Origin of the sequence: Novosphingobium sp. SG751A, from assembly GCF_013149295.1 — a bacterium.
Lineage (GTDB): Bacteria > Pseudomonadota > Alphaproteobacteria > Sphingomonadales > Sphingomonadaceae > Novosphingobium.
In genome coordinates this window covers 37,268-59,142 of the sequence record NZ_JABGCB010000014.1, presented here as the reverse complement: position 1 = coordinate 59,142, position 21,875 = coordinate 37,268, and the positions used below count along the sequence as shown (strand labels likewise).

Below are 21,875 nucleotides of genomic sequence, written 5' to 3'. Positions count from 1 at the left end.
CGGCGATATTTTGCCCGACAAAGGACGTTAACCATGTTTCCCGTTATCGGTTTAGTCGTTCTCTTCGTTGCGGTTTTTGGCGTTTTCGCCATGACCGGCGGCGCGCTTGGCCCGGTGTTCGAGGCCATCCCGCACGAAGTGGCGACTATTGCCGGCGCAGGCATCGCGGCGCTTATCATCGGCAATGACATGCATGGACTCAAGGCGCTGGGCGCCGGGTTTGCCAAGGTGTTCAAAGGGCCGCGCCATAACAAGCAGGACCATATTGACGTCATCGCCCTGACCACCAAACTGATGAAGCTGCTGCGCACCGAAGGCCCGGTGGCGATGGAAAGCCATGTGCAGGACCCGAAAAGCTCTGCGATCTTTGCCGAATATCCGCGCCTGCTGGCCAATCATGAATTGACCGACCTGATCTGTGATACGCTGACGCTGATCGTAGTGTCCTCCGGCACGCTGGAGGTGCATGCGGTCGAAGACGTGATGGACAATGCCATCAAGACCCATATCGCCTCGCTTGAACATCCTCAGCACGCCATTACGGGGCTTGGTGACGCCCTGCCCGCACTGGGCATCGTGGCGGCGGTGCTGGGCGTGGTGAAAACAATGGGCTCGATCGACAAGCCGCCAACGGTGCTGGGCGCCATGATCGGTTCGGCGCTGGTTGGCACGTTCATGGGCGTTATGATGGCCTATGGCATCGTGGGGCCGATGGCCGGACGCCTGCAACAGGTCAACGAGGCCGACGCACAGATCTTCAACTGCGTAAAGCAGGTGATCATCGCTTCCTTGCATGGCTGGCCCCAGCCGCTGGTGGTGGAAAGCGCCCGTTCCGGCCTGATGCATGATTATCGCCCTGGCCTGTCCGAACTGCTCGACGCGCTGCGCGGGCGATAGGCTGAGCATGCCCGGCACCAGCCCTCTCCCCCGGCCCTGCTGCCCTATCGGGTTAGGCTATTGGGTGGCAGGGCCGGGGGAGAGGGCTGGTGCCGTAAGCCTTGCCCGGATGGGCAAGGCGCACCCGACAAGGAATCCATGACATGGCGCCGCCCAAAAAGCCCGGCAAAAACGAAATCCCGGCCCCCATCATCGTCAAGAAGATCACCGTTGTGGCCGGCGGCCATCATGGCGGCGCGTGGAAAGTGGCCTATGCCGATTTTGTGACGGCGATGATGGCCTTCTTTCTGCTGATGTGGCTGCTGGGCGCGACAACGGAAAAACAGCGCAAGGGCATCGCCGATTATTTCACCCCCACGCTGGTCAAGACCAAACAGGGCAGCGCGGGCTCAAACGGGCTGCTGCACGGTAATTCGCTGACCGATGTCGACGATTATCCCAACCGTCAGGGTCAGACCGGCACCCGCGCCATGACCATCCCGCGCGACACCACCGGCGGCCCCAAGGAAGGCGGCAGCAAGGTCAAGAAGGTCGCCTCGGTCACGCAAAAGCTGCAACAGCGCCTCTCGGCCACCGAAAAGCTGCAAAAGCTGGCGCGCACGTTGAAGGTCACGGCCACGCCCGAAGGCATCCGGCTTGATCTGGTCGATGACGCCGATTTCTCGATGTTCCAATTGGGTACGACGATCCTGACCCCCGATGCGGTGCAATTGCTCCACGCCATCGGCTCGGTGCTCAAGGATGAGGAAGGCGGGATCACCATTCGCGGCCATACCGATGGTTTGAAATGGAAACGCACCGATACGATCAACAACTGGTCGCTGTCGGCCGGGCGCGCCGAGGCGACGCGGCAGGCGCTGATGCGTGATGGGTTGGGCGAGACGCGCTTTCGCCGGATCGAGGGCGTGGCCGACCGCGAACCGCTGATCGCCGACAATCCCAATGACGCGCGCAACCGGCGCATGTCGATCCTGCTCAATTATCAGTAGGACCACATAGCGCCCCATCGACACCTCCTTCACCTCGCCCATTTACTTCTTGGCAACACAGGAACGGGGCGAGGTCTGGCGCTATATTCGGCCCAAGGCACGGCTCCGCCAATTATGGAGCCTTGTCATGTCTGCGCCACTCGACCACGCCACGCTGGCATCCGATCAGGTCAACCCTGCCCGCAGCGAAGTCCTGCCCCACGAATTGCCCGATGTGCTGGACGATTTTCCGCAGGCGCAGGTGCTCAGTCTGGACTGCTTCGACACGCTGATCTGGCGCGACACCTATCGCCCGGTCGATGTGTTCAAGGTGCTGCCCGGCATGGCCGGCCCCCAGCGCGCCCGCGCCGAGGAAACCGCCCGCCGCGCCGCCCGCATTCTGGCGCGGGGCGAAGATATCACCATTGCCGAGATCTATGACAGGCTGATGCCCGCCGCCTCGCCCGAGGTGCGGCAGGCCGCGATCCGCGCCGAGCTGGATGCCGAGGCCACCCATTGTTATGCCTTTACCTCCACGGTCGAGCTGATCCGCCGGGCCAAGGCGCGGGGCATGCAGGTGGTGATCGTGTCGGACACCTATCTGAGCGAGGAGATGCTGCGCGAACTGATCGCGCGGGCGGGGGGCGAGGAACTCTCGGCCATGATCGACCGCGTGTTCGTTTCCTCGCATTGGCGCCTGCCCAAGGCGCGCGGGCTTTATCGCCATGTGCTGCCCGAACTGGGCGTCGATGCCGGGGCGGTGCTGCATATTGGCGACAATCTGAACGCCGACGTCAAAGGCGTGGCCCCCTTTGGCGTGCAGGCGGTCCATCTCAAGCAATTCCACGCCGAGATCGAGCGCCAGTTGCGGCTGGAGGCCTGCCTCGACACGCTCTTGAGTGATGGATCAGACACGCTGGGCGCGCCCCAGCCCCACCGCGCCGCGCTGGCCCAATGGACCCCGCAATTGACCGATACGGCGCAGCATTTCGGCTATGCCGTGCTGGGCCCGATCTTCACCGGCTATGACCGCTGGCTCTGCGCCGAGGCCGAGGTGATCGGAAGCCGACGCGGCGGCAGGGTCCACCCGCTGTTCCTGATGCGCGACGGCCACCTGCCGCTGCTGGTCCATCAGGCGCGCGGCAGCGGCGATGGCCATGCCGTCGAAATCAGCCGCTTTACCGCCACCGCTGCGATCTTCACCACCGATGCGGCCATTGACGCTTATGTCGAGGACCAGTTGGGCACCGATCCCGCCGTGATCGCCCACCAGTTGCAGATCCCGCCGGCAGAGGTGAAGAAACTGGCCGCTATTGCGGACAAGACCAAGGGCACGCAGGCGCTTTATGGTCTGCTCGACCGGCGCGAGATCCGCCGTTTCATCCACAAGGCCGCGCGGCGCATGGCCGACCGGATGATCGCCCATATCCGCCATGCCGCCGCCCCCCGGCCCGGCGATACGCTGATGCTGGTCGATCTTGGCTATAACGGCTCGGTGCAGAACCGGATCGATGCAGTGCTGGCCGAGGCGCTGGGGGTGCATGTCGCGGGGCGCTATCTGCTGCTGCGCGAGGTGGAAGTCAGCGGGCTGGACAAGGCAGGCTATTTCGACGACCGGCATTATGACCATGACGCGCTGAACGCGATGGCCAACAATGTCGCGGTGTTTGAACAATTCTGCACCAACACCGCCGGTTCGGTGGTCGATTATACCGAACGCGGCGCACCGATCCGCCGGGCCAATGACATCAAACAGGCGCAAAGCGCGATCCGCGAGGCGGCCCAGCAAGGATGCCTGTTTTTCGCCCAAACCCAGCCCGCCGCCAGCCGGCGCGCCCACCGCGATGCGGCCATGGACGCCGATCACTGGCGCCGCGCCAATGCCGCCGCGCTGATGCGGCTGATGTTTTTGCCCATGCCCTATGAACTGGGCGTATTTGAAAATTTCGAGCATGACGTCAATCTGGGCACCGCCGAAACGGTGGCGCTGTTTCACAAGGGCCACGCCCAAAAGGGGCTGCGTCAACAGGGCCTGTTCTATCTGAAGGGCGCGCGGCGCATGTTTCTGCCCGCCGAATTGTCGGAAGAAGGCATGGCCACCCGCCTTGCCTATCTGACCTCCAGTCGCTTCGGCATGATGCTCAATGTCAGCGACTTTACCGCCGAGGGCGGCTTTCTTGTCCCCACGATCTACAGCAACGGGCAGGAAGTGGTCGAAACCCGCTTTAACGCGCTGCCCACGCATAATGGCTATCACAGCCTGTGCATTCCGATCGGCGACTGCCGCTATACCGCCGCGATCCAGTTTGGCGCGCTCTTCGATTGGGTCGAAGTCTATTCGATCACCGCCCTGCCCCAGCATGAGCATCTGAACAACACGCATGACACGGCCAGCCGCGAAATCGCGATGACGCCGGTGCTGGAAGGGATCGAGGCACGTTCGGGCAATCTGTGGCAATGCACATCGCCCCACGGCTTTGCGCTGATCAACCCGCCGCCGCGCCGCAATGATACACCGATGATGTTGCTGGTGGTGTTCCGCCCGGTGACATGGAAGGAAGGCGCAGCCTGATCCCTGAGGGCCCATCGCCAATGCAAAACGCCGCGCCCCCAACGGGACGCGGCGTTTTTCTTGATGGACCGGCAGCAATCGGGAAGCGAAACGCGGAAAAACCCGGCGCTTCCCTTGCGGGGAAGCACCGGGCCTGTCCGGAAATTATCCGGATCGCGGCTTACTTGAGCAGCGAGAGGACATTCTGCTGGCTCTGGTTGGCCTGAGCGATCATGGCGGTCGATGCTTGGCTCAGGATCTGGGCCTTGGCCATCGCGGTCGATTCAGCCGAATAGTCGGTGTCCTGAATGCGGCTGCGGGCGGCCGAGAGGTTGGTCGAGTTGTTGGTCAGGTTGTTGACCGCCGACTGAAGCTGGCTCTGACCGGCGCCGAAACCGGCGGCCGCGGTCGAAACCTGACGGATCAGCGTGTCCATCGTGTCGATGGTGGCCGAGGCCGAACCGCTGCTCGAAACGTCGATGTTGGCGGTCTGGGCGTCCCAGTCGATGCCGTTCGAGGTCAGCGTGATCGTGTCCGAGCTGTTCGCGCCGGCCTGGATCGAGAAGGTCGTGGTCGAGGCCGAACCGGCGCCGGCGGTGTTGAACAGCGCGTTGCCGTTGAACTTGGTGTCCGACAGGATCGAGCCGATCTGGGTCTTGAGCGAGTCGACTTCCTGCTGCATGTCCTCGCGGTCGGTGTCCTGATAGGTGCCCGAGGCCGACTGAACCGACAGTTCACGAACGCGCTGCATCATGTTGGTCACTTCGGTCAGCGACCCTTGCGCCGTCTGAGCCAGCGAGATGCCGTCGTTGGCGTTCTTGATGCCCTGATTCATACCGTTGATCTGGCTGGTCATCGAGGTCGAAATCGCCAGACCTGCCGCGTCGTCGGCGGCCGAGTTGATGCGCGTGCCGGTCGACAGGCGGGTCATCGCCTTGGCGGTCATGTTGGCGGCGGTGTTCGAAGCATTGGTCGCCTGGAGGGCGTTAACGTTGGTGTTAATGACAGTCATGGTTCACTCCCGATTTGTCCCGAAGGTTGCCAGCCCGCCGGTCCATCCGGTACTGGCTGCCAGCCACTAGAGCGGTTGGGGCAGCGCCAATTTAAGCCCTTTGCGAAAATTTGTGCGCGGGGGCCACCAAACCCGATTTAGCCAAACAGGTGATTCGTACAGACCCGCTCGCGGTAACGAATCAAACCCCGCACGACCCGCATGTGACGGTCGGCGCCCGCGGTTTTTAAGTCCCCGAAATAATTTTTTCCGCCCCTTGTTGGGCAAGCAGCCCGTAGTGGCCGCAAAACGGGGCGGTGAATCCGGCAAAATAGGGATTGTTACGAGGACTTAAATAACGCCGGATGTTGACGTTGCGATGGCAAAAACAGCCTCGGGAATGGTCAAATCCGGGACTGGGAAAAAATGGACTATATCGACGTCACCAACAGCACGGCACAGCGGCACGCCCCGCTGGTTCAGCGTGCCGGGGCGGTCATCGCCACGATGGGCAGCACCTGCAAGCTGCGCCTGATCGAGGGCGAGGCCGATGGCAAAGCCTGCGTGCATGGCGACGATCGCACCACAATCCTGCTGTTTCACGGCCGGACCAACCGGCTCGACCGGCTGCCGGTTCCGCGCGGCGGGCGCAAACCGCGTTTCGCGCTCAACTATGCCGATCCGGCAAGTGAAGATGCGTTGGCCGCGTTAATCTCTTGTGCCACTTTGGGAGGTCCGGTCGCGGCCGATCCGGACTCGCTTTCGGTTCTCGCGCTGGCCGAGCGTCTGGCGATGAGCGACATTCCCGTCCTGATCGGCGGCCCCACCGGCACGGGCAAGGAAGTGCTCAGCCGCTTCATTCACGACAGCAGCCCGCGCAAGAACGGCCCCTTCATCGCGGTCAATTGCGCCGCCATGCCCGAGGCCATGCTCGAAGCCCTGTTGTTCGGCCATACCAAGGGCGCTTTCACCGGGGCGACCAGCACCAACGAGGGTTTCTTCCGCGCGGCCGACGGCGGCACGCTGCTGCTCGACGAGATTGCCGAAATGCCGCTGGCGCTTCAGGCCAAATTGCTGCGCGCGCTTCAGGAAGGCGAAGTTGTGCCCATCGGCGCGACCCAGCCGGTGCGTTTCGATGTGCGCATTATTGCCGCGGCCAACCGCGATCTGCCCACCGAAGTGGCGCAGGGCCGGTTTCGCGCCGATCTGTTCTATCGCCTCAATGTCTTTCCTCTGGCGCTCAAACCGCTGCGTGAAAGGCTGGAGGACATCGCTCCGCTGGCCTTTGCCCTCGCCCAGCGCCACACGCCCGCGCATCGCGCCGTGCCATGGATCAGCGCCGAGGCGATCAGCCTGCTGCGCACCCATGGCTGGCCGGGCAATGTGCGCGAGCTGGAAAATGTCATCCGCCGCGCGCTGCTGCTGGCCGAAGGGCTGGGCGGTTCGCCCAGCGCCGAAATCCGCCCCGAACATATCCGCTTCGATTGCGTGGCCAAGCTGGTTGAAGAACCGGTGGCGGCAAGCGAGCCGGTCCCTGCCCCGGCGATGCCCCCTCTTGAAATGCCCGAACCGGCCGCCGCCACCGGGCGCAAACTGGCCAGCATTGTGCAGGTGAGCGAGGCCAAGGCAATCCTTGAAACATTGGCGGCCTGTGGCGGCAGCCGGATCGCTGCGGCACGCCAGCTGGGCATTTCCGAACGCACGCTGCGCTACCGGCTCGCCTCTCTGCGTGAAGCCGGGATGCCGGTGGCCGCCGTGGGTGGAGGCCGCAGATGAGCAGCATCGGGGGCATCGGTGGAGCAAGCGGCAGCGCATGGGGCGGGGCATCGGGCCTGCGCGAAATCATGCAGTTGCGCGCCCAGATCATCGAAAAATCACAAATCCTGCAACAGATCCACTCGCCTCAGACCCAGTCTGTCGGCGCAAACGCATCGAGTCAGGGCCATTTCACCGACAGGCTGAACGAAGCGATGCAATCGGTGAACGCCACCCAGCAGCGCGCCGACCAGCTGACCACGGCCTATGAAACCGGCCAGACGCAGGATGTCGCCAAGGTGATGCTGGCCCGGCAGGAAGCCTCTGTGGGTTTCGAGGCCACGCTTCAGGTGCGCAACAAGCTGCTCTCCGCCTATCAAGACATCATGAAGATGGGGGTCTGATAAATGGCTGACCTTGTTCCGGCCGCCGAAATGAGCGGGCTGCCCGCCACGACGCCGGGCTCCATCCTGACCCCGCTGACCGCGCCCGATGCCGGGCCGCCGATGGCGCGCGCACGCGCTTTTCTGGGTCAGGGGCCGGTCAAAAAGGCGCTGCCTTGGTTTGCCGGCGTTTCCTTGCTGGGCGCGGGGGCGTTGGCTTGGGGCATGTTGGCCCAGCCGCCCCAGCGTGTGCTTTATTCGCATCTGGACGATGGCGAACGCGCCAATGTCGCCGAACAGCTCGACAAGGCCAAGATCACCTATGCGATCGACAATGCCACCGGCACGCTGACAGTGGATGAAGGCAATCTCTACAAGGCGCGCATGGTCGTGGCGCAGAGCGGGACGCTCTCGATGCCCGATACGGCCAATGACAGTCTCGATAAATTGCCGATGGGCGCCAGCCGCGCGCTGGAAGGCGAACGCCTGCGCGCCGCGCGCGAACATGAGCTGATGCTCTCTCTCAAGGAAATCGAAGGCGTCCAGTCGGTGCGCGTCCACATTGCCGAGGGCGAGAAATCGGTCTTCGTGCGCGATCAGATCGCCCCTTCGGCCTCAGTCATGCTGCGCCTTGCCGATGGGCGCCAGCTTTCGGACAAACAGGTTCAGGCCGTGGTCAATCTGGTGGCGGGCTCGGTGCCCGGCCTTTCGCCCGATGCGGTGCGGGTGGTCGACCAACGCGGCCGCCTGCTGACCGACCGCGGCGGCGCGGACAGCGACCGGCTGGAAATGCAGGCCCGCATGGAGGACAAGCTGCACGGTCAGGTTGCCGCGCTGCTGACCCCGATGCTGGGCGACGACAATTTCACCAGCGAGGTCCAGATCGATCTGGATATGGAGCAGGTGACCAGCGCGCGCGAATCCTATGACAAGCAGGGCGCCGTGCGCAGCGAGACGAGCCAGCAAAGCCAGCAGGCCGCCACCCCGCAGGCCTCGGGCATACCCGGCACGCTGTCGAACACGCCGCCGCCCGTCACCCAGCCTTCGCCCGGCGCGCCGCAAGGCACGCCCACATCCGCCGCCAGCCCAGGCCCCACCGCCAGCGAAACCAGCGCCAGCAAGAATTACGAACTGGGCCGCGAGGTGGCCGTGACAAACCGCGAGCCGGGCCGCATCCGGCGCCTGTCAGTGGCGGTCGCGCTATCCTCCAAGGCGATGGCCAAGGCCAAGCAGACCGACATCGACCAGATCAAGTCGCTGGTTTCGGCCGCCGTGGGTGCCGATCCGGCGCGTGGCGATCAGGTGGCCGTGGTGGTGCGCAGCTTCGAGCCCATCACCAACGCGCCTGCGCCTTTCTATGAAGCGCCGTGGTTTGCCCGCGCGCTGCATTACGGGGCCATGCTGCTGGGTACACTGATGGTGCTGCTGCTGGGTGTGCGCCCGCTGATCAAGGCGATCCGGGGCGACAAGCCTGCCGCCAAAAAGCTGTCCAAGGCCGACAAGGCCAAGGCGCAGGCCGCAGCGCAGGAAGAGGCGGCAGCAGCCGAGGCCGCCCCTGCCGCCGACCCGCCCGGCCTTGCCGCCATTTCGCCGCGCAGCCGCGACCCCGAGCCGCAGCCCATCGACGCCCGCATGATCGAGCGCCAGGTCGGCCTGGCCCAGCAGATCGTCGACACCAAGCCCGACACGGCGGTCATCGCTCTGCGCCAGATGTTGCAGCAGCCCACCCATGAAGAGGCGCCCACACCATGAGCGAGATGAATTCCATCGAAATGCAAGACGCCGCCACGCTCGCCATGCCCCCGCTCTCCGATGCCGAGGCGGCCGCCGTGCTGGTGATGCTGCTGGATGAAGATCAGGCCAGCCGGATGCTGGGGCAATTGAGCCCGGCCGAATTGCAATTGCTGGGGCAAAAGATGTGCGCTCTGGGCGAAATCGGGCCCGATGCGATCTGCCGCGCGGTCGATGGTTTTGCCGCGCGCACCGAAAAGCTGGGCATCCACGCATGGGGCCGCACCGACCGCGTGCATGGCATGATGCGCCGCGCGGTGGGCACGATCAAGGCCGACAATCTGATGGAGCGCATCGCCCCCGAGGCCCCGCCCGCCAGCCCGCTCGACATCACCCGCTGGCTCAACCCTGCGGCCATCGTGCCGCTGGTGCGGGGCGAACATCCGCAGGCGATTGCCGTACTGCTGATCCAGCTGGAGGCCGATGTCGCGGCCAAGGTGCTGCATTCGCTGCCGCCCGAGCAACAGACGCAGGTGGTCCACCGCGTGGCCACCATGGGCCCGGTCAGCCCCGAGGCGCTCTTGATGCTGGAGGAATTGCTCAGCCGCCGGATCATCGAGTTTCACGGGCGCGGCACGCTCTCGATGGGAGGCGCGAAAAACGCCGCCGAAATCATCAACAACTCGGCCAAGACCGTGGAAAAGCGCGTCATCCCCGAGATCACCAAGATGGACAAGGCGCTGGCCCGCGCGATCGAGAACGAGATGTTCAAATTCGAGCATCTCTTCGAACTCGACCCCAAATCCATGGGCGCCCTGCTGCGCGAGGTGGAGAGCGACATTCTCATCAACGCCCTCAAAGGCATTGCCGAGGATCAGCGCGACGTGTTCTTCGCCGCCATGTCCAGCCGCGCGGCCGATGGCGTCAAGGACGAGATCGCCAGCCGCGGCCGGTTGAAAATGGCCGATTGCGTCGAGGCGCAAAAACAGATCGTCACCGCCGCGCGCCGTCTGGCCGCAGAGGGTGTAATCTCCTTCGGCAGCGGCGAGGACGATTATGTCTGATATGGCGTCTGATCTGGGCGCCATGCTGGGCAGCGGCGGTGGGGGCTTCATGCCGGACGCGCGTTTTACCGCGCTGCGCGGGATCAAGGAGGATCTGCCCCGCCCGCTCTCGGTCATGCGGATGCGTTTTGGCGCCGATGTCGTGCCCGCCGCCGCCCCGCCCCCGGTCATGGTGCCCGAATTCCCGGCCGAACCAGACCCGATGGAGGAAGCCCGCGCCGATGCCTATGCCCAAGGCTGGGCCGATGCGCAGGAGGCCGCAGAAATGGCCGCGGTGCAGGCCGATAAGACACGCGGGCGGATGGAAACGGTCATTCACCGGCTGGATGGCGAACTGGCCGAACAATTCCGCCAGCGTCTGATGGAAACAGTGATCGCGCTGTGCGAAAGCTGCCTTGCGCCGCTGGCGCTGGACAAGGATGCGCTGCTGCGCCGGGTTGAACGCGCGGCGGCCATGTTCTCCCGCGCCGACGATGAACGGCTGATCCGGCTGCACCCGGATGACCTGGCCGCAGTTCAGGCGCGCCTGCCCGAGGACTGGAATGTTCAGGCCGACCCGACGATGGAGCGCGGCGCAATCCGCGTGGAAAGCGGCGGCGGCGAGGATGGCGGCGCCGAGGACGGCCCGCGCCAATGGCGCCGCGCCATCGCCGAGGCGCTCGATGTGGGCGGGCTGGACTGATGCTGCGCATTTTCAACGATCTTCTGGGCGATCCCCAGCCGATTGATCTGACCCCGCGCCGTTATGGCGTGGTGGTGGCCTGCGATGGCGGCTTGCTGGAGGTTTCGGGCCTGTCGGTGCCGGTGGGCGCGCTGTGTCGGATCAGCCATGGCAACGGGCAATCGCTTTGCGCCGAAGTGATCGGTTTTCGCAATGGCCGCACGCTGATGATGCTGCTGGGCGATACGGTGCTGCTGCGCCCCGGCGCGCGGGTGCGTCCGGTGGGCAAGCCCGGAATGCTGCCGGTGGGCGAGGTGTTTCTGGGCCGCGCGGTCGATGGCGAGGGCAAGCCGATTGACGGACTTGGCCCCTTGCACCCGCGCGCGCTGTGGCCGGCGGGCGGCGTGCGCGCGGGCGCGCTCGACCGCAGCCCGGTGCGCCAGAGTTTCGACACCGGCATCCGCGCTCTCAACGCCATCACCACCTTTGGCGTGGGCCAGCGTATCGGCATCATGGCCGGGTCAGGCGTGGGCAAATCGGTGCTGCTCGACATGATCGCCCATGGCGCATCGGCCGAAATCGTCATCGTCGGCCTGATCGGTGAACGCGCGCGTGAGGTTTCCGATTTTGTCGAACGCCACATGGCGGGCAGCAAACGCGCCACCACCGCCGTCATTGCCGTGCCTGCCGACCATGCGCCCAACCTGCGCATTCGCGGCGCGATGCTGGCCACATCCATGGCCGAATATTTCCGCGCGCAGGGGCGCAAGGTTCTGCTCATCATGGATTCCCTCACCCGCGTGGCCCATGCCGGGCGCGAGATCGGCTTGCTTCTGGGCGAACCGGGCGCGGCGCGCGGCTATCCCCCTTCCGCGCTGGCCACGATCACCAAGCTGGTCGAACGCGCGGGCAATTCGGCCCAGAGCAGGGGTTCGATCACCGGCCTGTATACCGTGCTGGCCGATGGCGATTCGCAGGATGATCCGGTGGTCGATACGGCCCGCTCGATCCTTGACGGCCATATCGTCCTCTCGCGCGATCTGGCCCAGCGCGGGCAATATCCGGCCATCGACATTGCCGCATCGCTGTCCCGCGTGATGACCGACATCACCAGCCGCGATCATCAACGCCTTGCCCGCGCCTTCCGCGCATTGGTGGCCGCCTATGAGGCCAACCGCGATCTGGTGCTGATGGGCGCCTATCGCGCCGGGGCCGATCAACAGCTGGACCGCGCCATCGCCATGCATCCCGCGCTGGTGCAATTCCTGACGCAGGAGGGCGGCACGGTGGTCACGCTGGATCAGGCCGTGGCGCAACTGGGGGCGCTGCTGGGTCATGAAGGCTGAGCGCGACAAGCTGAAGCGTTTGCAAAGGCTGGAGCGCGTGCGCGCCATCGCCAAACAGACCGTGGCCACCGAGGCCGCCCGCGCCGAGGGTACCTATACCCAACTGATGCAACTGGCCCGGCGGACCGGGCAACTGGCCGCCGATTATGCCGCGCGCACCGACATTACCGATGGCGCGGCCCTGCGCGAAATGAACCGCTTTGCCGCCGGATTGCAGGGCATACGCGCCGCCACGCAGGCCGATGCCAACCGCGCACAGGCCATTGCCGACAAGCGCCAGCAGGAACTGGCCATGGCCGAGCGTCGCCGCGCCGCCGTCGAGGATCGCGCCAATGCGCAAGCCCGGCAAATGGCCGCCCGGCAGTCCTATGCCGCACTGGCCGGACAGATCCAGAGCGCGAAACGCCGCGATTCCAAGGACTGAGGCGCGCGTCAGAGATTGGCACGGGTTTTGCTTAATTCAATGTGAAGCCTGAAACGGAGCCACTATCCATGCCCGAAGCCACCAGTTTGAACATCGGCCCCAGCCCTCTGGCCGCGCTGTCCGGCGTCCGGTCGGCGGATGGTCTGGCGGGCGTGGCGGCGCAGGATGGCGACGCGGGCGGTTTTCAGGCGATGCTGGCCTCACAAAGCGGCCAGAACGCGGGGCAAAGTCCGACACAAGGCATCATTCAGGGTGTCGGCCAGAATATTGGCCGGAGTCCCCTCACCCCGCCGGTGATCGCGACGATGACGGCTCTGCGCAACAATGCCGCTTCCATCACGGCTGCCCCACTCTCCACACCTTCGGTCATTGGCAGTGATGTGACGCCGGAAGCCGGTACAACCCCGACCAATGCGACGCTGCCGACGCCAAACGGCAATTTGCCGGTGGGCGGCAAAATCTTGCCGGTGAGACTCGCGCCCGAAGATAGTGCCGATGCCCTGACCGATACTCTGCCCGACGCCGCATCCGCCGACTGGCAGGAAGCGGCAAAGCCGGTGGTTGCCCAGACCATGATCTGGACGCCGCGTCTGCGCAAAGGCGTCGGGGATCAAGGCGATCAGGCCGCCCCCGAAAAGGCCGACAAGAAGCTCGATGAAACCGGCGACGATGAAGGCGATGACACGAGCGTCTCGGATACCGCCGCACCGGCCACGCCCGCCGCCGACACCGTGGCGCCCGCCACCCTCGGTCTGGGCGGTGGCCCGGCCGCCATCATGCTGACGATCCGGCCTGCGGCCCGGTCGGCGCAAGGCACGCCGGACGTGACGGATGATACCGCCGGACGGTCCACCCCGTCGCGCTTGTCCGGTGTGGCCAGCAGCACAATCGCCCCCACCACACCGGCAACTGGGCCAGCCGATGCGCAGTCCCGCGCCGCCAACGCCCAGCCCGTCGATCCGGCAGGCATGAACGTTCAGGATAGGACAGCGGCGGCCGCTTCCTCTGCCACAACTGCAACCGGCACCGCTCTGCCCGCAGGCCTGCCGCAATGGCTGGGCGCGCAGCAGGCGGAAGTGACGGTGAAGGAAAGCGCGGCGCAGATCGCGCCCGCACTGAGCAAGACCGCCGTCAAGGCAGCCAAGGCCCCCGCACAGGCCGATCTGTCCGCATCATCGCCCGCAACGCGATCCGACAGCGAAACCTCTGACCAAGTGTCCGCGCCATCCGTATCGGCATCTCCATTCTCGGCAGCTTCGCTCCACCAGCCTATCCATGCCGCCATGCAGGATGCATCATCGCCCGCCGATACATCGGCAGGCTCTCTCGCCGCCGCCGGCAGCCAGCCGTTGATCGACACCGCCGCCCGCACTGCGCCCTCGGACAATGGCGCCTCACGCGATATGAGCGCACTGGTCGACCGGCTGGTCGAGGCGCGCGCGGCGATGCGTTCGGGGGCCTCGACGCAATGGGTGCAGACATCGATCCAGCATGCCGAATTTGGCCGGGTCGCTTTGCAGATCCGTCAGGATGGCGACAGTCTCTCGGTGGCGATGGCCAGCAGCGATCCCGATTTCGCCCCCGCCGCACAGGCCGCGCTGAACGCTTCGCAAAGCCTGTTGCACCCCGCCGCCGCCATCCAGAGCGGCGCGGATACAAGCCAGAACACGGGACAAGACAACCGGCAACAGGGGCAAGGCAACAGCCCAGCCTTCAACGGACAGTCGGGCGGGCAGGCCAATGGGCAGAACCAGCAGTCCACGCGCCAGCAGGCCCCCTTTGCCGACAATCAGATCGCCCAACAGGCTCAGGCCCTGCGCGACGCGGCCAACGCCCCATCCACCGTCCGCACGCTGTCGGGTCGCTCCGGCATTCTGGCCTGATCCGCCGCCCCTCGTTTGAAACAATTCAGAGACCGACATCATGAGCAAAGACAAGACCGAGACCGGCGATAAACCGGCCAAGGGCAAAAGCCCGATTCTGCTGATCGCGATCACGGCGGTGCTGATGCTGGCGGTGGGCGGGGGCGGGGCCTTTGCCATGGTCAAGATGGGCATCATCGGCGGTGGAAAGAGCGAACATGTCAAGGAAGACAATTCGCCCAAGCTGATCCGCAAGGGTCAGGAGGACCCCTATGCCCCCAAACCCGCCGAGGGCGGCAAGGAAGGCGAAGGCGCGGTTAAGGAGGTCGAAGGCGAAGGCGGCAGCCCCTACAAAACCTCGTATTATACGTTCTCCGAGGATTTCACCTCCAATCTCAAGAATTCCTCGGCGCTGGTCCAGATCTCGATCGCCTGTTCGACACATCGTGATGGGCGCGTTCTTATGTGGTTGAAAAAACACGAATTGGCCATCCGTTCGGAAATGCTCAAAGTGCTGGCCGACACGCCCGAAGAGGATGTGTCAACCATGGAAGGTAAGGAGAAACTGCAAAAGCGGCTTACCGCATCCATTAACCATGTTTTGACAGAGGAAGAGGGCTTCGGCGGCATCGACGCCGTCTATTTCAAGAGCTTCCTCGTCCAGTGATCCGCCAGACCGACCGGAGATCCGCATCATGAAACCGCAGCGCGAGTTCGTCGCCGAGCGCCCTCTGGCCGAGCATTGCCCCGAGCTGCTGAAGCGCGGCCCGGCGCCCGAAGATCTGCTGCATCTGCTGGAAAAAATGGGCCAGCGTTTCGCCCGCCGCCTGTCGGGCGCCTTTGCCCCGCTGATGGGCGGCGAGGCCCCGATTGTCAGTTGCACCAGCCCGCGCGAAACCAAGCTGGTCAGCCTCAATTCCTCAATTGCCGCGCTGGCCGCCAACAGCCTGCTGGCGATCGGCAGCGCGCAAACGCCGATGCTGGTGTCCATCGAGGCCGAGCCGGTGCTGCGCATCGTTGATCGCGCCTTTGGCGGCAAGGGCGAGGCTCCGGCTCCCCTGCCCAAGCAATTTCCGCCCGCGGCCGATCTGATGATTGGCCGGCTCGAACTGCTGCTGGCCGAACATCTGATCGCCGCCGTTTCGGCCACCGCAGGGCGCGCGAGCGACGGCGACATGCCCGACATCACCGCCATCCGCCGCGATGGAAGTCTGACCGCCCTCTCGCCTTTCGACGACAATCTGCCGCTGGCGATGCTGAACCTTGAGGTGGACGATGGCGGGGTCCTGCCATGGCTGATGACGGTGGCGATGCCCTTTGCCACGCTGGGGCGGATCTTTGGCTATGCCGAAAAGCCCGCCCGCCGCGCCGCGCCCTATTACCGCGGCGATCCGATGGCCGCGCCCTTTGGCGACGTGCCCGTCACGCTCAGCGCAGTGCTGGTGGATATGCGCGTGCCTTTCCCCGCGATTGCCGCACTGGCGCCAGGCGTCATCCTGCCGGTCTCTGTCTCGCGCCAGATTCCCCTGCGCGTGGGCGAAAACACCATCGCCCATGGCACCGTGGGCACGATGGACGACCGCGTGGCCGTAAAAATCGACAAAGCCTTTACCGATGAGAGGAATAACCCATGAATTTCGAAACTTCGCAAGGCTTTGGCGCGCGCGGATTTGACTTCCTCAAGGATGTCGATGTGCGCCTTTCGGTCGAATTGGGCCGCACCGATATGAAGCTGAAAGACGTGCTGGCGCTGGGCGAGGAAAGCGTGGTGCTGCTCGACCGGCTGACCGATGAATTGCTGGATGTGATGGTCAACGGCAAGGTGATCGCCAAGGGCGAGATCGTGGCGCAGGGCAACCGCTTTGGCCTGCGCATCGTGGAAATGGCGGGCGCCGAGGACAGCCCCGAAATGCCCGCCCCCACCGCGCGCGGCCGTGGCAAGGCTGCGGACCCCGAATAATGCTCTGGTATGTCGCCAAGCTGCTGATCCTTCTGCCGCTGATCGGCGTCATGATCTGGGGCAGCCTGAAACTGTCGCAGAAATTCCAGTCGCGCTTCATGGCCGCCGGACAAGGCCGCCGCATCCGCATCGTGGAAACCGTGATGCTCAGCCCGACCCAGAAGCTGGCGGTGATCGCCTTTCACGGGCGCGAGATTCTGGTGGCCAGCACGCGCCACGGCATGACGCGCCTGTCCGAGGTCGAGGTGATCGACGGCGAGGCCTTTGAGGAAAATTTCCGCGACGGCGCCGATTTCGCCCAGACTTTGCGGAGGATCGACAAGTGAGGCGGATGATGCGCATCCTGCCCGCGCTGCCCATGCTGTTCCATGCGGGCGCGGCGATGGCGCAGGCGGCCCCGCCGGGGTCGGCCATTCCCGGCGCTCTGGACCGCGCCTTTTCCTCGATGAACGGTGGACCGGGCGGGAGCATGACGCTCTCGATGCAGATGCTGCTCATCATGGGCCTGCTCTCGGTGCTGCCTACGCTGATCCTAATGATGACCAGCTTTACCCGCGTGCTGGTGGTCTTTTCGATCCTGCGTCAGGCGATGGGGCTGCAGCAATCGCCGCCCAATCAGGTGCTGATCGGGCTGGCGCTGTTTCTCTCGCTCTTCATCATGACGCCGACGCTGGACAGGGTGACCGCCAATGCGCTCACCCCCTATTCGGCGGGCAAGATCAATGCCGAGCAGGCGATTGCCGCATCGGGGCTGGAATTTCATGCCTTCATGATCCGCCAGACCCGCCGCGCCGATCTGCAGATGTTTGCCGATATGGCCAAGGCGCCCAAGTTCAACCGGCCCGAAGACGTGCCCTTCTCGATCCTGCTGCCAGCCTATGTCACGTCTGAACTCAAGACCGCGTTTCAGATCGGCTTCATGCTCTATCTGCCCTTTCTGGTGATCGACCTTGTCGTCTCGGCGGTGCTGATGAGCCTTGGCATGATGATGCTCAGTCCGGCGATGATCTCCTTGCCCTTCAAGCTGTTGCTCTTTGTTCTGGTCGACGGCTGGGCGCTGTTGATGGGCAGCCTTGCGGCCAGCTTCAACTGATGGACGAGACATCTCCCCTCCTCGCTCTGGCCGACCGGATGCTTTATGTGGTGGCCCTGTGCGGCGCGCCGGTGCTGCTCACCAGCCTTGCGGTCGGCCTTGTCGTCTCGATCTTTCAGGCCGCCACCTCGGTCAACGAACAGACCCTGACCTTCATCCCCAAGGTGGTCGCCACCGGGCTGGTGCTGGTGCTGTTCGGGGCCGGGATGCTGGGGCTGATCGAGGATTTCGCGCGCGAGATCTTTGCCGCCATCGCCCATATGGGCGCGGCGCCCGGTCAATAGAGGGGGGCCATAAGCGATGATCGGCCTCGATTTCGGCTTTGGCCCGCTTCAGGATGAGTTTTTCCGCTGGATGTTCCTGATGACGCGGATCGGGGCCGCACTGGTGGCCGCGCCCTTTTTCGGCATGATGAACATTCCGGTGCAGGTCCGCGTGATCACAGCGGGCGCGATTGCCGTGCTGGTGGCGGGCTGGACCAATGTGGCGATGCCCACCCATATGTTCTCCCTTCCCGGCATGTTGGCGCTGGCGGGTGAGATATTGGTGGGAACGGTGATGGGCTTTGTCCTGCAATTCGCCTTTGCCGCCCCCGCGATTGCGGCCGAACTGATCGGATCGACGATGGGCCTGGCGATGGCCTCGACGGTGGACCCGCAAAATGGCGCGCATTCGCCCGCGCTGGGGCAATATTTCACCGTGGTGCTGACGCTGGTGTTCTTTGGCCTTGGGTGCCACCTCCAATGGATCGCGCTGGTGGTCAAAAGCTATGAGGTCTTTGCGCCGGGCCACACATGGATCGGGCCGGAACGGATACAGGCGATCCTGTCCTTCGGCTCGGTGCTGTTTGCCACGGCCATCGCCATGGCGCTGCCGGTGACGCTGCTGTTGCTGCTGGTGCTGGTGCTGGCGGGGGTGCTGTCACGCTCGGCCCCGGCGCTCAATCTGTTCTCGCTGGGCCTGCCCTCGGCCATCGCGGCCGGGTTCGCCGCGCTGCTGGCCACCACGCCCATGTTGACCGACCGAATGATCGAATTGTCCGCCGATGCGATACGCGCGGCCGCGCGCATGATCGGGGCCTGACGCCATGGCCGAGGAATCACCGGGCGAAAAGACCCATGCACCAACCGCCAAACGCCTGAAAGAGGCCGCCGAAAATGGCGACGTCCTGCGCTCGCGCGATCTGGGCGTGGCGGTCACGATGCTGCTGGCCGCCGCGTTTTTGCGGACGGGGGGGCCTTGGCTGCTCGACGGGCTATCGCGGGTGATGCGGATGGGTTTTGTATGGGACCGCGCCATCATCGAGGATTTCAACCCCGCAGGCATGGCCTCCACCGCGCTGCGGCTGACCGCGCCGCCGGTGCTGGTGCTGGGCCTGTTGATGGCGGCGATGGCGGTGATAACGCAGCTTGGTCCATCACCGGGCGGGCGTTTCATGATGAGCAATGTCGCGCCCAAATTCAGCCGGTTGAACCCGATGTCAGGCTTTAAGCGGATGTTCGGCGCCAATGGCTGGATCGAGGTGGGCAAGGGCCTGCTCAAGCTGATGCTTCTGGGAAGCATCGCGTGGTTTTGGGCCGGGTCGCGGGTTGCGCCGATGCTCGAACTGGGCGCGGTGGGGCTGGCGGGGCAATTGAATTTTGCGTGGGATGCGCTGACCAGCCTGTTGTTTCAATTGTCGGGTGGGCTGATCATCATCGCGCTGTTCGATTTTCCGGTGCAATGGATACGCCGGATGCGCCGGTTGCGCATGAGCCTTGAGGAAATCAAGGAAGAGAACAAGCAGCAGGAAGGCAGCCCCGAGGCCAAGGGCGCGCAAAAGCGCCGTCAGCGCCAGATCGCCATGGGCGCCATCGCCACCGCCATGGCCAAGGCGCAATTTGTGGTCACCAACCCCACCCATTTCGCCGTCGCGCTGACCTATGATCCGGCAGCAGCCGCCGCGCCCTTCGTTGTGGCCAAGGGACGAGGCGAAAAGGCGCTGGCGATCCGCGAACTGGCAGCCGAACGCGCGCTGCCCTGCCTGGAATTTCCCGGCCTTGCCCGCGCGATCTATTACACCACCCGCGAACAGCAGATGATCCGCGAGGAACTCTATATCGCGGTCGCGGCGGTATTGTCCTTCGTCTATGCCCTGAAACGCGGCGAACACCGCCCCGCCCCCACCATCGAGGTACCCTCGGAGCTGCGCTTCGACGGCGATGGCCGCCCCGATCCGGCCGATGATTATGATCCCTTCGCCGCCCCTTAAGTCACGCGCCCAACGGACGTTCTTTCAACCATGACCACGACCAGCGCCACAACCAGCACCAGCACGGCGTCGACCACCACGACGACCAGCAGCTCATCGGCCAGCAGCTCGGTAGGCTCCCAGTTGCTCACTTCGCTGGGCGTTGGCACCGGGGTGGACATGACCGCGATGGCGACCAACATCGCCACCGCGCAATTCGCCACCCAGACCGATGCGGTGAACAACCGCCTGTCGAACGTGGCGCTCCAGATCTCGCAGGCCTCGCAGTTGAAGAGCGATCTTCTCACGCTCTCCTCGTCCTTTTCCACGCTGATCGACAGCGGCAATCTGTTGCCCGCCCCCACGGTCACCAATGCCTCGGTGGCCAGCGCCACCCTGCCCAGCGGCAGCAGCGGCATCACCGGCACCTATTCGCTCGAAGTCACCGCTCTGGCCCAGCCGCAGGTACTGGCCACCACCAGCTTTTCGGCCGGCGCCGCAACGATGAAGGCGGGCACGCTGACCTTCGATTTCGGCACGTCCAGCGGCAGCACCTTTACCGCCGACACCAGCCACGCCAGCAAGACCATCACCATCGCCGATGGCGCGACGCTGGCCCAGGTGGCCAGCGCCGTCAACAGCGCCCGGATCGGCGTCACCGCCTATGTGGCCACCAACGCCAATGGGTCGCAACTGGTGTTCAAGGGATCGGAAGGGGCCGCCAACGGCTTTACCATCACCGCCAATGACACATCGACCAGCAGCAGCACGGGCGCCAGCAGCCTGAGCACGCTGGCCTATAATCCGGCGGTGACCTCGACCACGATCACCCGCCAGCAATCGGCAGGCGATGCCGCCTACAAGCTGGACGGGATCAGCCGCACCAGCACCAGCAACACGATCGACAATGCCGCCCCCGGCCTCTCGCTGAAGCTGACGGGCACCAACAGCGGCAATCCCACCACGATCACCTATTCCGACCCCTCCAGCGGCGTCACCTCGACAATGTCCAATCTGGTCAGCGCGCTCAACGCGATCATGACCGAATTGAACAGCGACATGTCGGCCTCGACCGGCAATCTGTATAATGATTCGGGCGCCAAGGCCGTCTCACGCGCCTTTTCGCAACTGGCGGGCAGCACGATCATGAAGAATGCCGCCGATGGCGAGCCCAAGACGCTGGCTGATCTTGGCGTTTCGACCAAGAAGGACGGCACATTCGCGCTGGACACGACCAAGCTGGCCAAGGCGCTGTCGGACAATCCGGCCGGGGTGGCCGCCATGTTCACCAAGGGCGTCAACGGGATCTACAGCACGGTCTATAAAATGACCTCGGCGCTGACCACCAGCACCGACACCGGTTCGCTGGCCGGATCAATCACGCGCTACACCACGCAGCAAACCACGCTGACCACGCAGAAGAGCAAGCTGAGCGATCAGCAGGCGGCGCTGCGCGCAAGGCTGATCACGCAATATGCCGCCGCCAACACCGCGGTGGCCGCGTCCAATTCCACGCTGACCTATCTGAAAAATCAGATCGCCGCGTGGAACAAGACAAGCAATTAAGAAGGACCGCTCGACATGCTCGCTCGCCGCAATCCTGGCGAAGTCTATCGCCGGGTGGATTTCGATGCTCGTGTTTCCGGGGCCACGCCGGGCGAACTGGTGCGCCTGTGCTATGAACAATTGATCTCGTCGCTGGGCGGGGCCTTGATCGCGGTCCAGCGCGGCGACAATCAGATGAAGAGCCAGATGCTGACCCGCGCCATTTCCGCGCTCAACGCGCTGCATATGGGCGTTTCGGGCGATGGTGGAGTTGCCGGCGCGCTGATCCATTTCTACACGGCCACCCGCCGCGCAGTGCTGGACAGTGTGCTGGATTTCGATGCCGATACTATCGCCCAGATCCGGCAGGACTTTATCGACATTTCCGAAAGCATGAGTCGCGCCGCCAGTTGA

22 protein-coding genes are annotated in these 21,875 nt (G+C 64.5%); 21 read left to right on the top strand and 1 reads right to left on the bottom strand.

All coding sequences use genetic code 11. From position 1 onward, the window contains the following. Nucleotides 1-33 precede the first annotated feature (33 nt). From motA to FHW96_RS18585, 3 genes are all read left to right on the top strand, one after another. Entirely contained in the window at nt 34-897 is an 864-nt protein-coding gene (gene motA / locus FHW96_RS18595; protein WP_172342079.1) for a flagellar motor stator protein MotA, read from the top strand. A 143-nt stretch (nt 898-1,040) separates the two neighbouring features. After that, nucleotides 1,041-1,886 carry a flagellar motor protein MotB gene (locus tag FHW96_RS18590; protein ID WP_172342078.1) on the top strand — a complete coding sequence of 282 codons (846 nt, stop codon included), beginning with the start codon at nt 1,041-1,043 and terminating at the stop codon, nt 1,884-1,886. Nucleotides 1,887-2,013: 127 nt separating this feature from the next. Continuing rightward, complete coding sequence (locus tag FHW96_RS18585; RefSeq protein ID WP_172342077.1) at nt 2,014-4,437, top strand: HAD family hydrolase; 2,424 nt, start codon at nt 2,014-2,016, stop codon at nt 4,435-4,437. Nucleotides 4,438-4,597: 160 nt separating this feature from the next. Here the strand turns inward: FHW96_RS18585 and FHW96_RS18580 are convergent, their stop codons facing one another. Continuing rightward, nucleotides 4,598-5,428 (bottom strand): flagellin, encoded by an 831-nt coding sequence (locus FHW96_RS18580; protein WP_172342076.1) that lies wholly within the window; start codon nt 5,426-5,428, stop codon nt 4,598-4,600. 405 nt (nt 5,429-5,833) lie between these two features. Here FHW96_RS18580 and FHW96_RS18575 point away from each other — a divergent pair, with 405 nt between their 5' ends. The 18 genes from FHW96_RS18575 (at nt 5,834) to fliS (ending at nt 21,875) form a co-directional block, all read left to right on the top strand. Further along, a complete protein-coding gene (locus FHW96_RS18575; protein WP_172342075.1) occupies nt 5,834-7,183 on the top strand; it encodes a sigma-54-dependent Fis family transcriptional regulator in 1,350 nt (449 codons plus the stop codon). Then, nucleotides 7,180-7,566, top strand: a complete 387-nt coding sequence (gene fliE, locus FHW96_RS18570; protein WP_172342074.1) for a flagellar hook-basal body complex protein FliE — start codon at nt 7,180-7,182, stop codon at nt 7,564-7,566. Before FHW96_RS18575 ends, fliE begins: the two co-directional genes overlap by 4 nt. Before the next feature lie 3 nt (nt 7,567-7,569). Further along, nucleotides 7,570-9,297, top strand: coding sequence for a flagellar basal-body MS-ring/collar protein FliF (gene fliF / locus FHW96_RS18565; RefSeq protein ID WP_172342073.1), 1,728 nt, complete (start codon nt 7,570-7,572; stop codon nt 9,295-9,297). Beyond that, nucleotides 9,294-10,340 (top strand): flagellar motor switch protein FliG, encoded by a 1,047-nt coding sequence (locus tag FHW96_RS18560; protein ID WP_253951062.1) that lies wholly within the window; start codon nt 9,294-9,296, stop codon nt 10,338-10,340. Before fliF ends, FHW96_RS18560 begins: the two co-directional genes overlap by 4 nt. Further along, nucleotides 10,333-11,022, top strand: coding sequence for a FliH/SctL family protein (locus FHW96_RS18555; protein ID WP_172342072.1), 690 nt, complete (start codon nt 10,333-10,335; stop codon nt 11,020-11,022). Before FHW96_RS18560 ends, FHW96_RS18555 begins: the two co-directional genes overlap by 8 nt. Next, the gene (locus FHW96_RS18550; protein ID WP_172342071.1) at nt 11,022-12,347 is read left to right on the top strand and encodes a FliI/YscN family ATPase; all 1,326 of its coding nucleotides are present in this window, start codon (nt 11,022-11,024) and stop codon (nt 12,345-12,347) included. Before FHW96_RS18555 ends, FHW96_RS18550 begins: the two co-directional genes overlap by 1 nt. Beyond that, nucleotides 12,337-12,771: a hypothetical protein gene (locus FHW96_RS18545; RefSeq protein ID WP_216650960.1), complete on the top strand. Its 435-nt coding sequence runs from the start codon at nt 12,337-12,339 to the stop codon at nt 12,769-12,771. The genes FHW96_RS18550 and FHW96_RS18545 overlap by 11 nt, the downstream gene beginning before the upstream one ends. A 68-nt stretch (nt 12,772-12,839) precedes the next feature. Next, nucleotides 12,840-14,654, top strand: a complete 1,815-nt coding sequence (locus tag FHW96_RS18540) for a hypothetical protein (protein ID WP_172342070.1) — start codon at nt 12,840-12,842, stop codon at nt 14,652-14,654. A gap of 40 nt (nt 14,655-14,694) precedes the next feature. Continuing rightward, entirely contained in the window at nt 14,695-15,300 is a 606-nt protein-coding gene (fliL, locus tag FHW96_RS18535) for a flagellar basal body-associated protein FliL (protein ID WP_172342069.1), read from the top strand. A gap of 28 nt (nt 15,301-15,328) precedes the next feature. After that, the gene (locus FHW96_RS18530) at nt 15,329-16,267 is read left to right on the top strand and encodes a FliM/FliN family flagellar motor switch protein (protein WP_172342068.1); all 939 of its coding nucleotides are present in this window, start codon (nt 15,329-15,331) and stop codon (nt 16,265-16,267) included. Then, nucleotides 16,264-16,593 (top strand): flagellar motor switch protein FliN, encoded by a 330-nt coding sequence (gene fliN / locus FHW96_RS18525; protein ID WP_172342067.1) that lies wholly within the window; start codon nt 16,264-16,266, stop codon nt 16,591-16,593. Before FHW96_RS18530 ends, fliN begins: the two co-directional genes overlap by 4 nt. After that, a complete protein-coding gene (locus FHW96_RS18520) occupies nt 16,593-16,919 on the top strand; it encodes a flagellar biosynthetic protein FliO (protein WP_172342066.1) in 327 nt (108 codons plus the stop codon). Before fliN ends, FHW96_RS18520 begins: the two co-directional genes overlap by 1 nt. Nucleotides 16,920-16,924: 5 nt before the next feature. After that, nucleotides 16,925-17,686 (top strand): flagellar type III secretion system pore protein FliP, encoded by a 762-nt coding sequence (fliP, locus tag FHW96_RS18515; RefSeq protein ID WP_172342154.1) that lies wholly within the window; start codon nt 16,925-16,927, stop codon nt 17,684-17,686. Beyond that, the gene (gene fliQ / locus FHW96_RS18510; RefSeq protein ID WP_172342065.1) at nt 17,686-17,970 is read left to right on the top strand and encodes a flagellar biosynthesis protein FliQ; all 285 of its coding nucleotides are present in this window, start codon (nt 17,686-17,688) and stop codon (nt 17,968-17,970) included. Before fliP ends, fliQ begins: the two co-directional genes overlap by 1 nt. Before the next feature lie 16 nt (nt 17,971-17,986). Continuing rightward, nucleotides 17,987-18,769: a flagellar biosynthetic protein FliR gene (fliR, locus tag FHW96_RS18505; protein ID WP_172342064.1), complete on the top strand. Its 783-nt coding sequence runs from the start codon at nt 17,987-17,989 to the stop codon at nt 18,767-18,769. Nucleotides 18,770-18,773: 4 nt separating this feature from the next. Further along, nucleotides 18,774-19,937, top strand: coding sequence for a flagellar biosynthesis protein FlhB (locus FHW96_RS18500; protein ID WP_172342063.1), 1,164 nt, complete (start codon nt 18,774-18,776; stop codon nt 19,935-19,937). A 30-nt stretch (nt 19,938-19,967) separates the two neighbouring features. Next, a complete protein-coding gene (fliD, locus tag FHW96_RS18495) occupies nt 19,968-21,482 on the top strand; it encodes a flagellar filament capping protein FliD (protein WP_172342062.1) in 1,515 nt (504 codons plus the stop codon). Between the two features lie 15 nt (nt 21,483-21,497). After that, on the top strand, nt 21,498-21,875 hold the full coding sequence (gene fliS, locus FHW96_RS18490; protein ID WP_172342061.1) for a flagellar export chaperone FliS: 378 nt from the start codon (nt 21,498-21,500) through the stop codon (nt 21,873-21,875).

What these genes read in the sequence shown, in the direction of transcription:
- fliN (WP_172342067.1), top strand. Translation starts at nt 16,264, where the DNA reads ATGAATTTCGAAACTTCGCAAGGCTTTGGCGCGCGCGGATTTGACTTC.
- fliL (WP_172342069.1), top strand. Translation starts at nt 14,695, where the DNA reads ATGAGCAAAGACAAGACCGAGACCGGCGATAAACCGGCCAAGGGCAAA.
- fliR (WP_172342064.1), top strand. Translation starts at nt 17,987, where the DNA reads ATGATCGGCCTCGATTTCGGCTTTGGCCCGCTTCAGGATGAGTTTTTC.
- FHW96_RS18520 (WP_172342066.1), top strand. Translation starts at nt 16,593, where the DNA reads ATGCTCTGGTATGTCGCCAAGCTGCTGATCCTTCTGCCGCTGATCGGC.
- fliF (WP_172342073.1), top strand. Translation starts at nt 7,570, where the DNA reads ATGGCTGACCTTGTTCCGGCCGCCGAAATGAGCGGGCTGCCCGCCACG.
- FHW96_RS18500 (WP_172342063.1), top strand. Translation starts at nt 18,774, where the DNA reads ATGGCCGAGGAATCACCGGGCGAAAAGACCCATGCACCAACCGCCAAA.
- FHW96_RS18560 (WP_253951062.1), top strand. Translation starts at nt 9,294, where the DNA reads ATGAGCGAGATGAATTCCATCGAAATGCAAGACGCCGCCACGCTCGCC.
- FHW96_RS18530 (WP_172342068.1), top strand. Translation starts at nt 15,329, where the DNA reads ATGAAACCGCAGCGCGAGTTCGTCGCCGAGCGCCCTCTGGCCGAGCAT.
- FHW96_RS18580 (WP_172342076.1), bottom strand. Translation starts at nt 5,428, where the DNA reads ATGACTGTCATTAACACCAACGTTAACGCCCTCCAGGCGACCAATGCT.
- FHW96_RS18575 (WP_172342075.1), top strand. Translation starts at nt 5,834, where the DNA reads ATGGACTATATCGACGTCACCAACAGCACGGCACAGCGGCACGCCCCG.
- fliP (WP_172342154.1), top strand. Translation starts at nt 16,925, where the DNA reads ATGATGCGCATCCTGCCCGCGCTGCCCATGCTGTTCCATGCGGGCGCG.
- fliQ (WP_172342065.1), top strand. Translation starts at nt 17,686, where the DNA reads ATGGACGAGACATCTCCCCTCCTCGCTCTGGCCGACCGGATGCTTTAT.
- FHW96_RS18545 (WP_216650960.1), top strand. Translation starts at nt 12,337, where the DNA reads ATGAAGGCTGAGCGCGACAAGCTGAAGCGTTTGCAAAGGCTGGAGCGC.
- FHW96_RS18555 (WP_172342072.1), top strand. Translation starts at nt 10,333, where the DNA reads ATGTCTGATATGGCGTCTGATCTGGGCGCCATGCTGGGCAGCGGCGGT.
- FHW96_RS18585 (WP_172342077.1), top strand. Translation starts at nt 2,014, where the DNA reads ATGTCTGCGCCACTCGACCACGCCACGCTGGCATCCGATCAGGTCAAC.
- motA (WP_172342079.1), top strand. Translation starts at nt 34, where the DNA reads ATGTTTCCCGTTATCGGTTTAGTCGTTCTCTTCGTTGCGGTTTTTGGC.
- FHW96_RS18590 (WP_172342078.1), top strand. Translation starts at nt 1,041, where the DNA reads ATGGCGCCGCCCAAAAAGCCCGGCAAAAACGAAATCCCGGCCCCCATC.
- FHW96_RS18540 (WP_172342070.1), top strand. Translation starts at nt 12,840, where the DNA reads ATGCCCGAAGCCACCAGTTTGAACATCGGCCCCAGCCCTCTGGCCGCG.
- fliS (WP_172342061.1), top strand. Translation starts at nt 21,498, where the DNA reads ATGCTCGCTCGCCGCAATCCTGGCGAAGTCTATCGCCGGGTGGATTTC.
- fliD (WP_172342062.1), top strand. Translation starts at nt 19,968, where the DNA reads ATGACCACGACCAGCGCCACAACCAGCACCAGCACGGCGTCGACCACC.
- FHW96_RS18550 (WP_172342071.1), top strand. Translation starts at nt 11,022, where the DNA reads ATGCTGCGCATTTTCAACGATCTTCTGGGCGATCCCCAGCCGATTGAT.
- fliE (WP_172342074.1), top strand. Translation starts at nt 7,180, where the DNA reads ATGAGCAGCATCGGGGGCATCGGTGGAGCAAGCGGCAGCGCATGGGGC.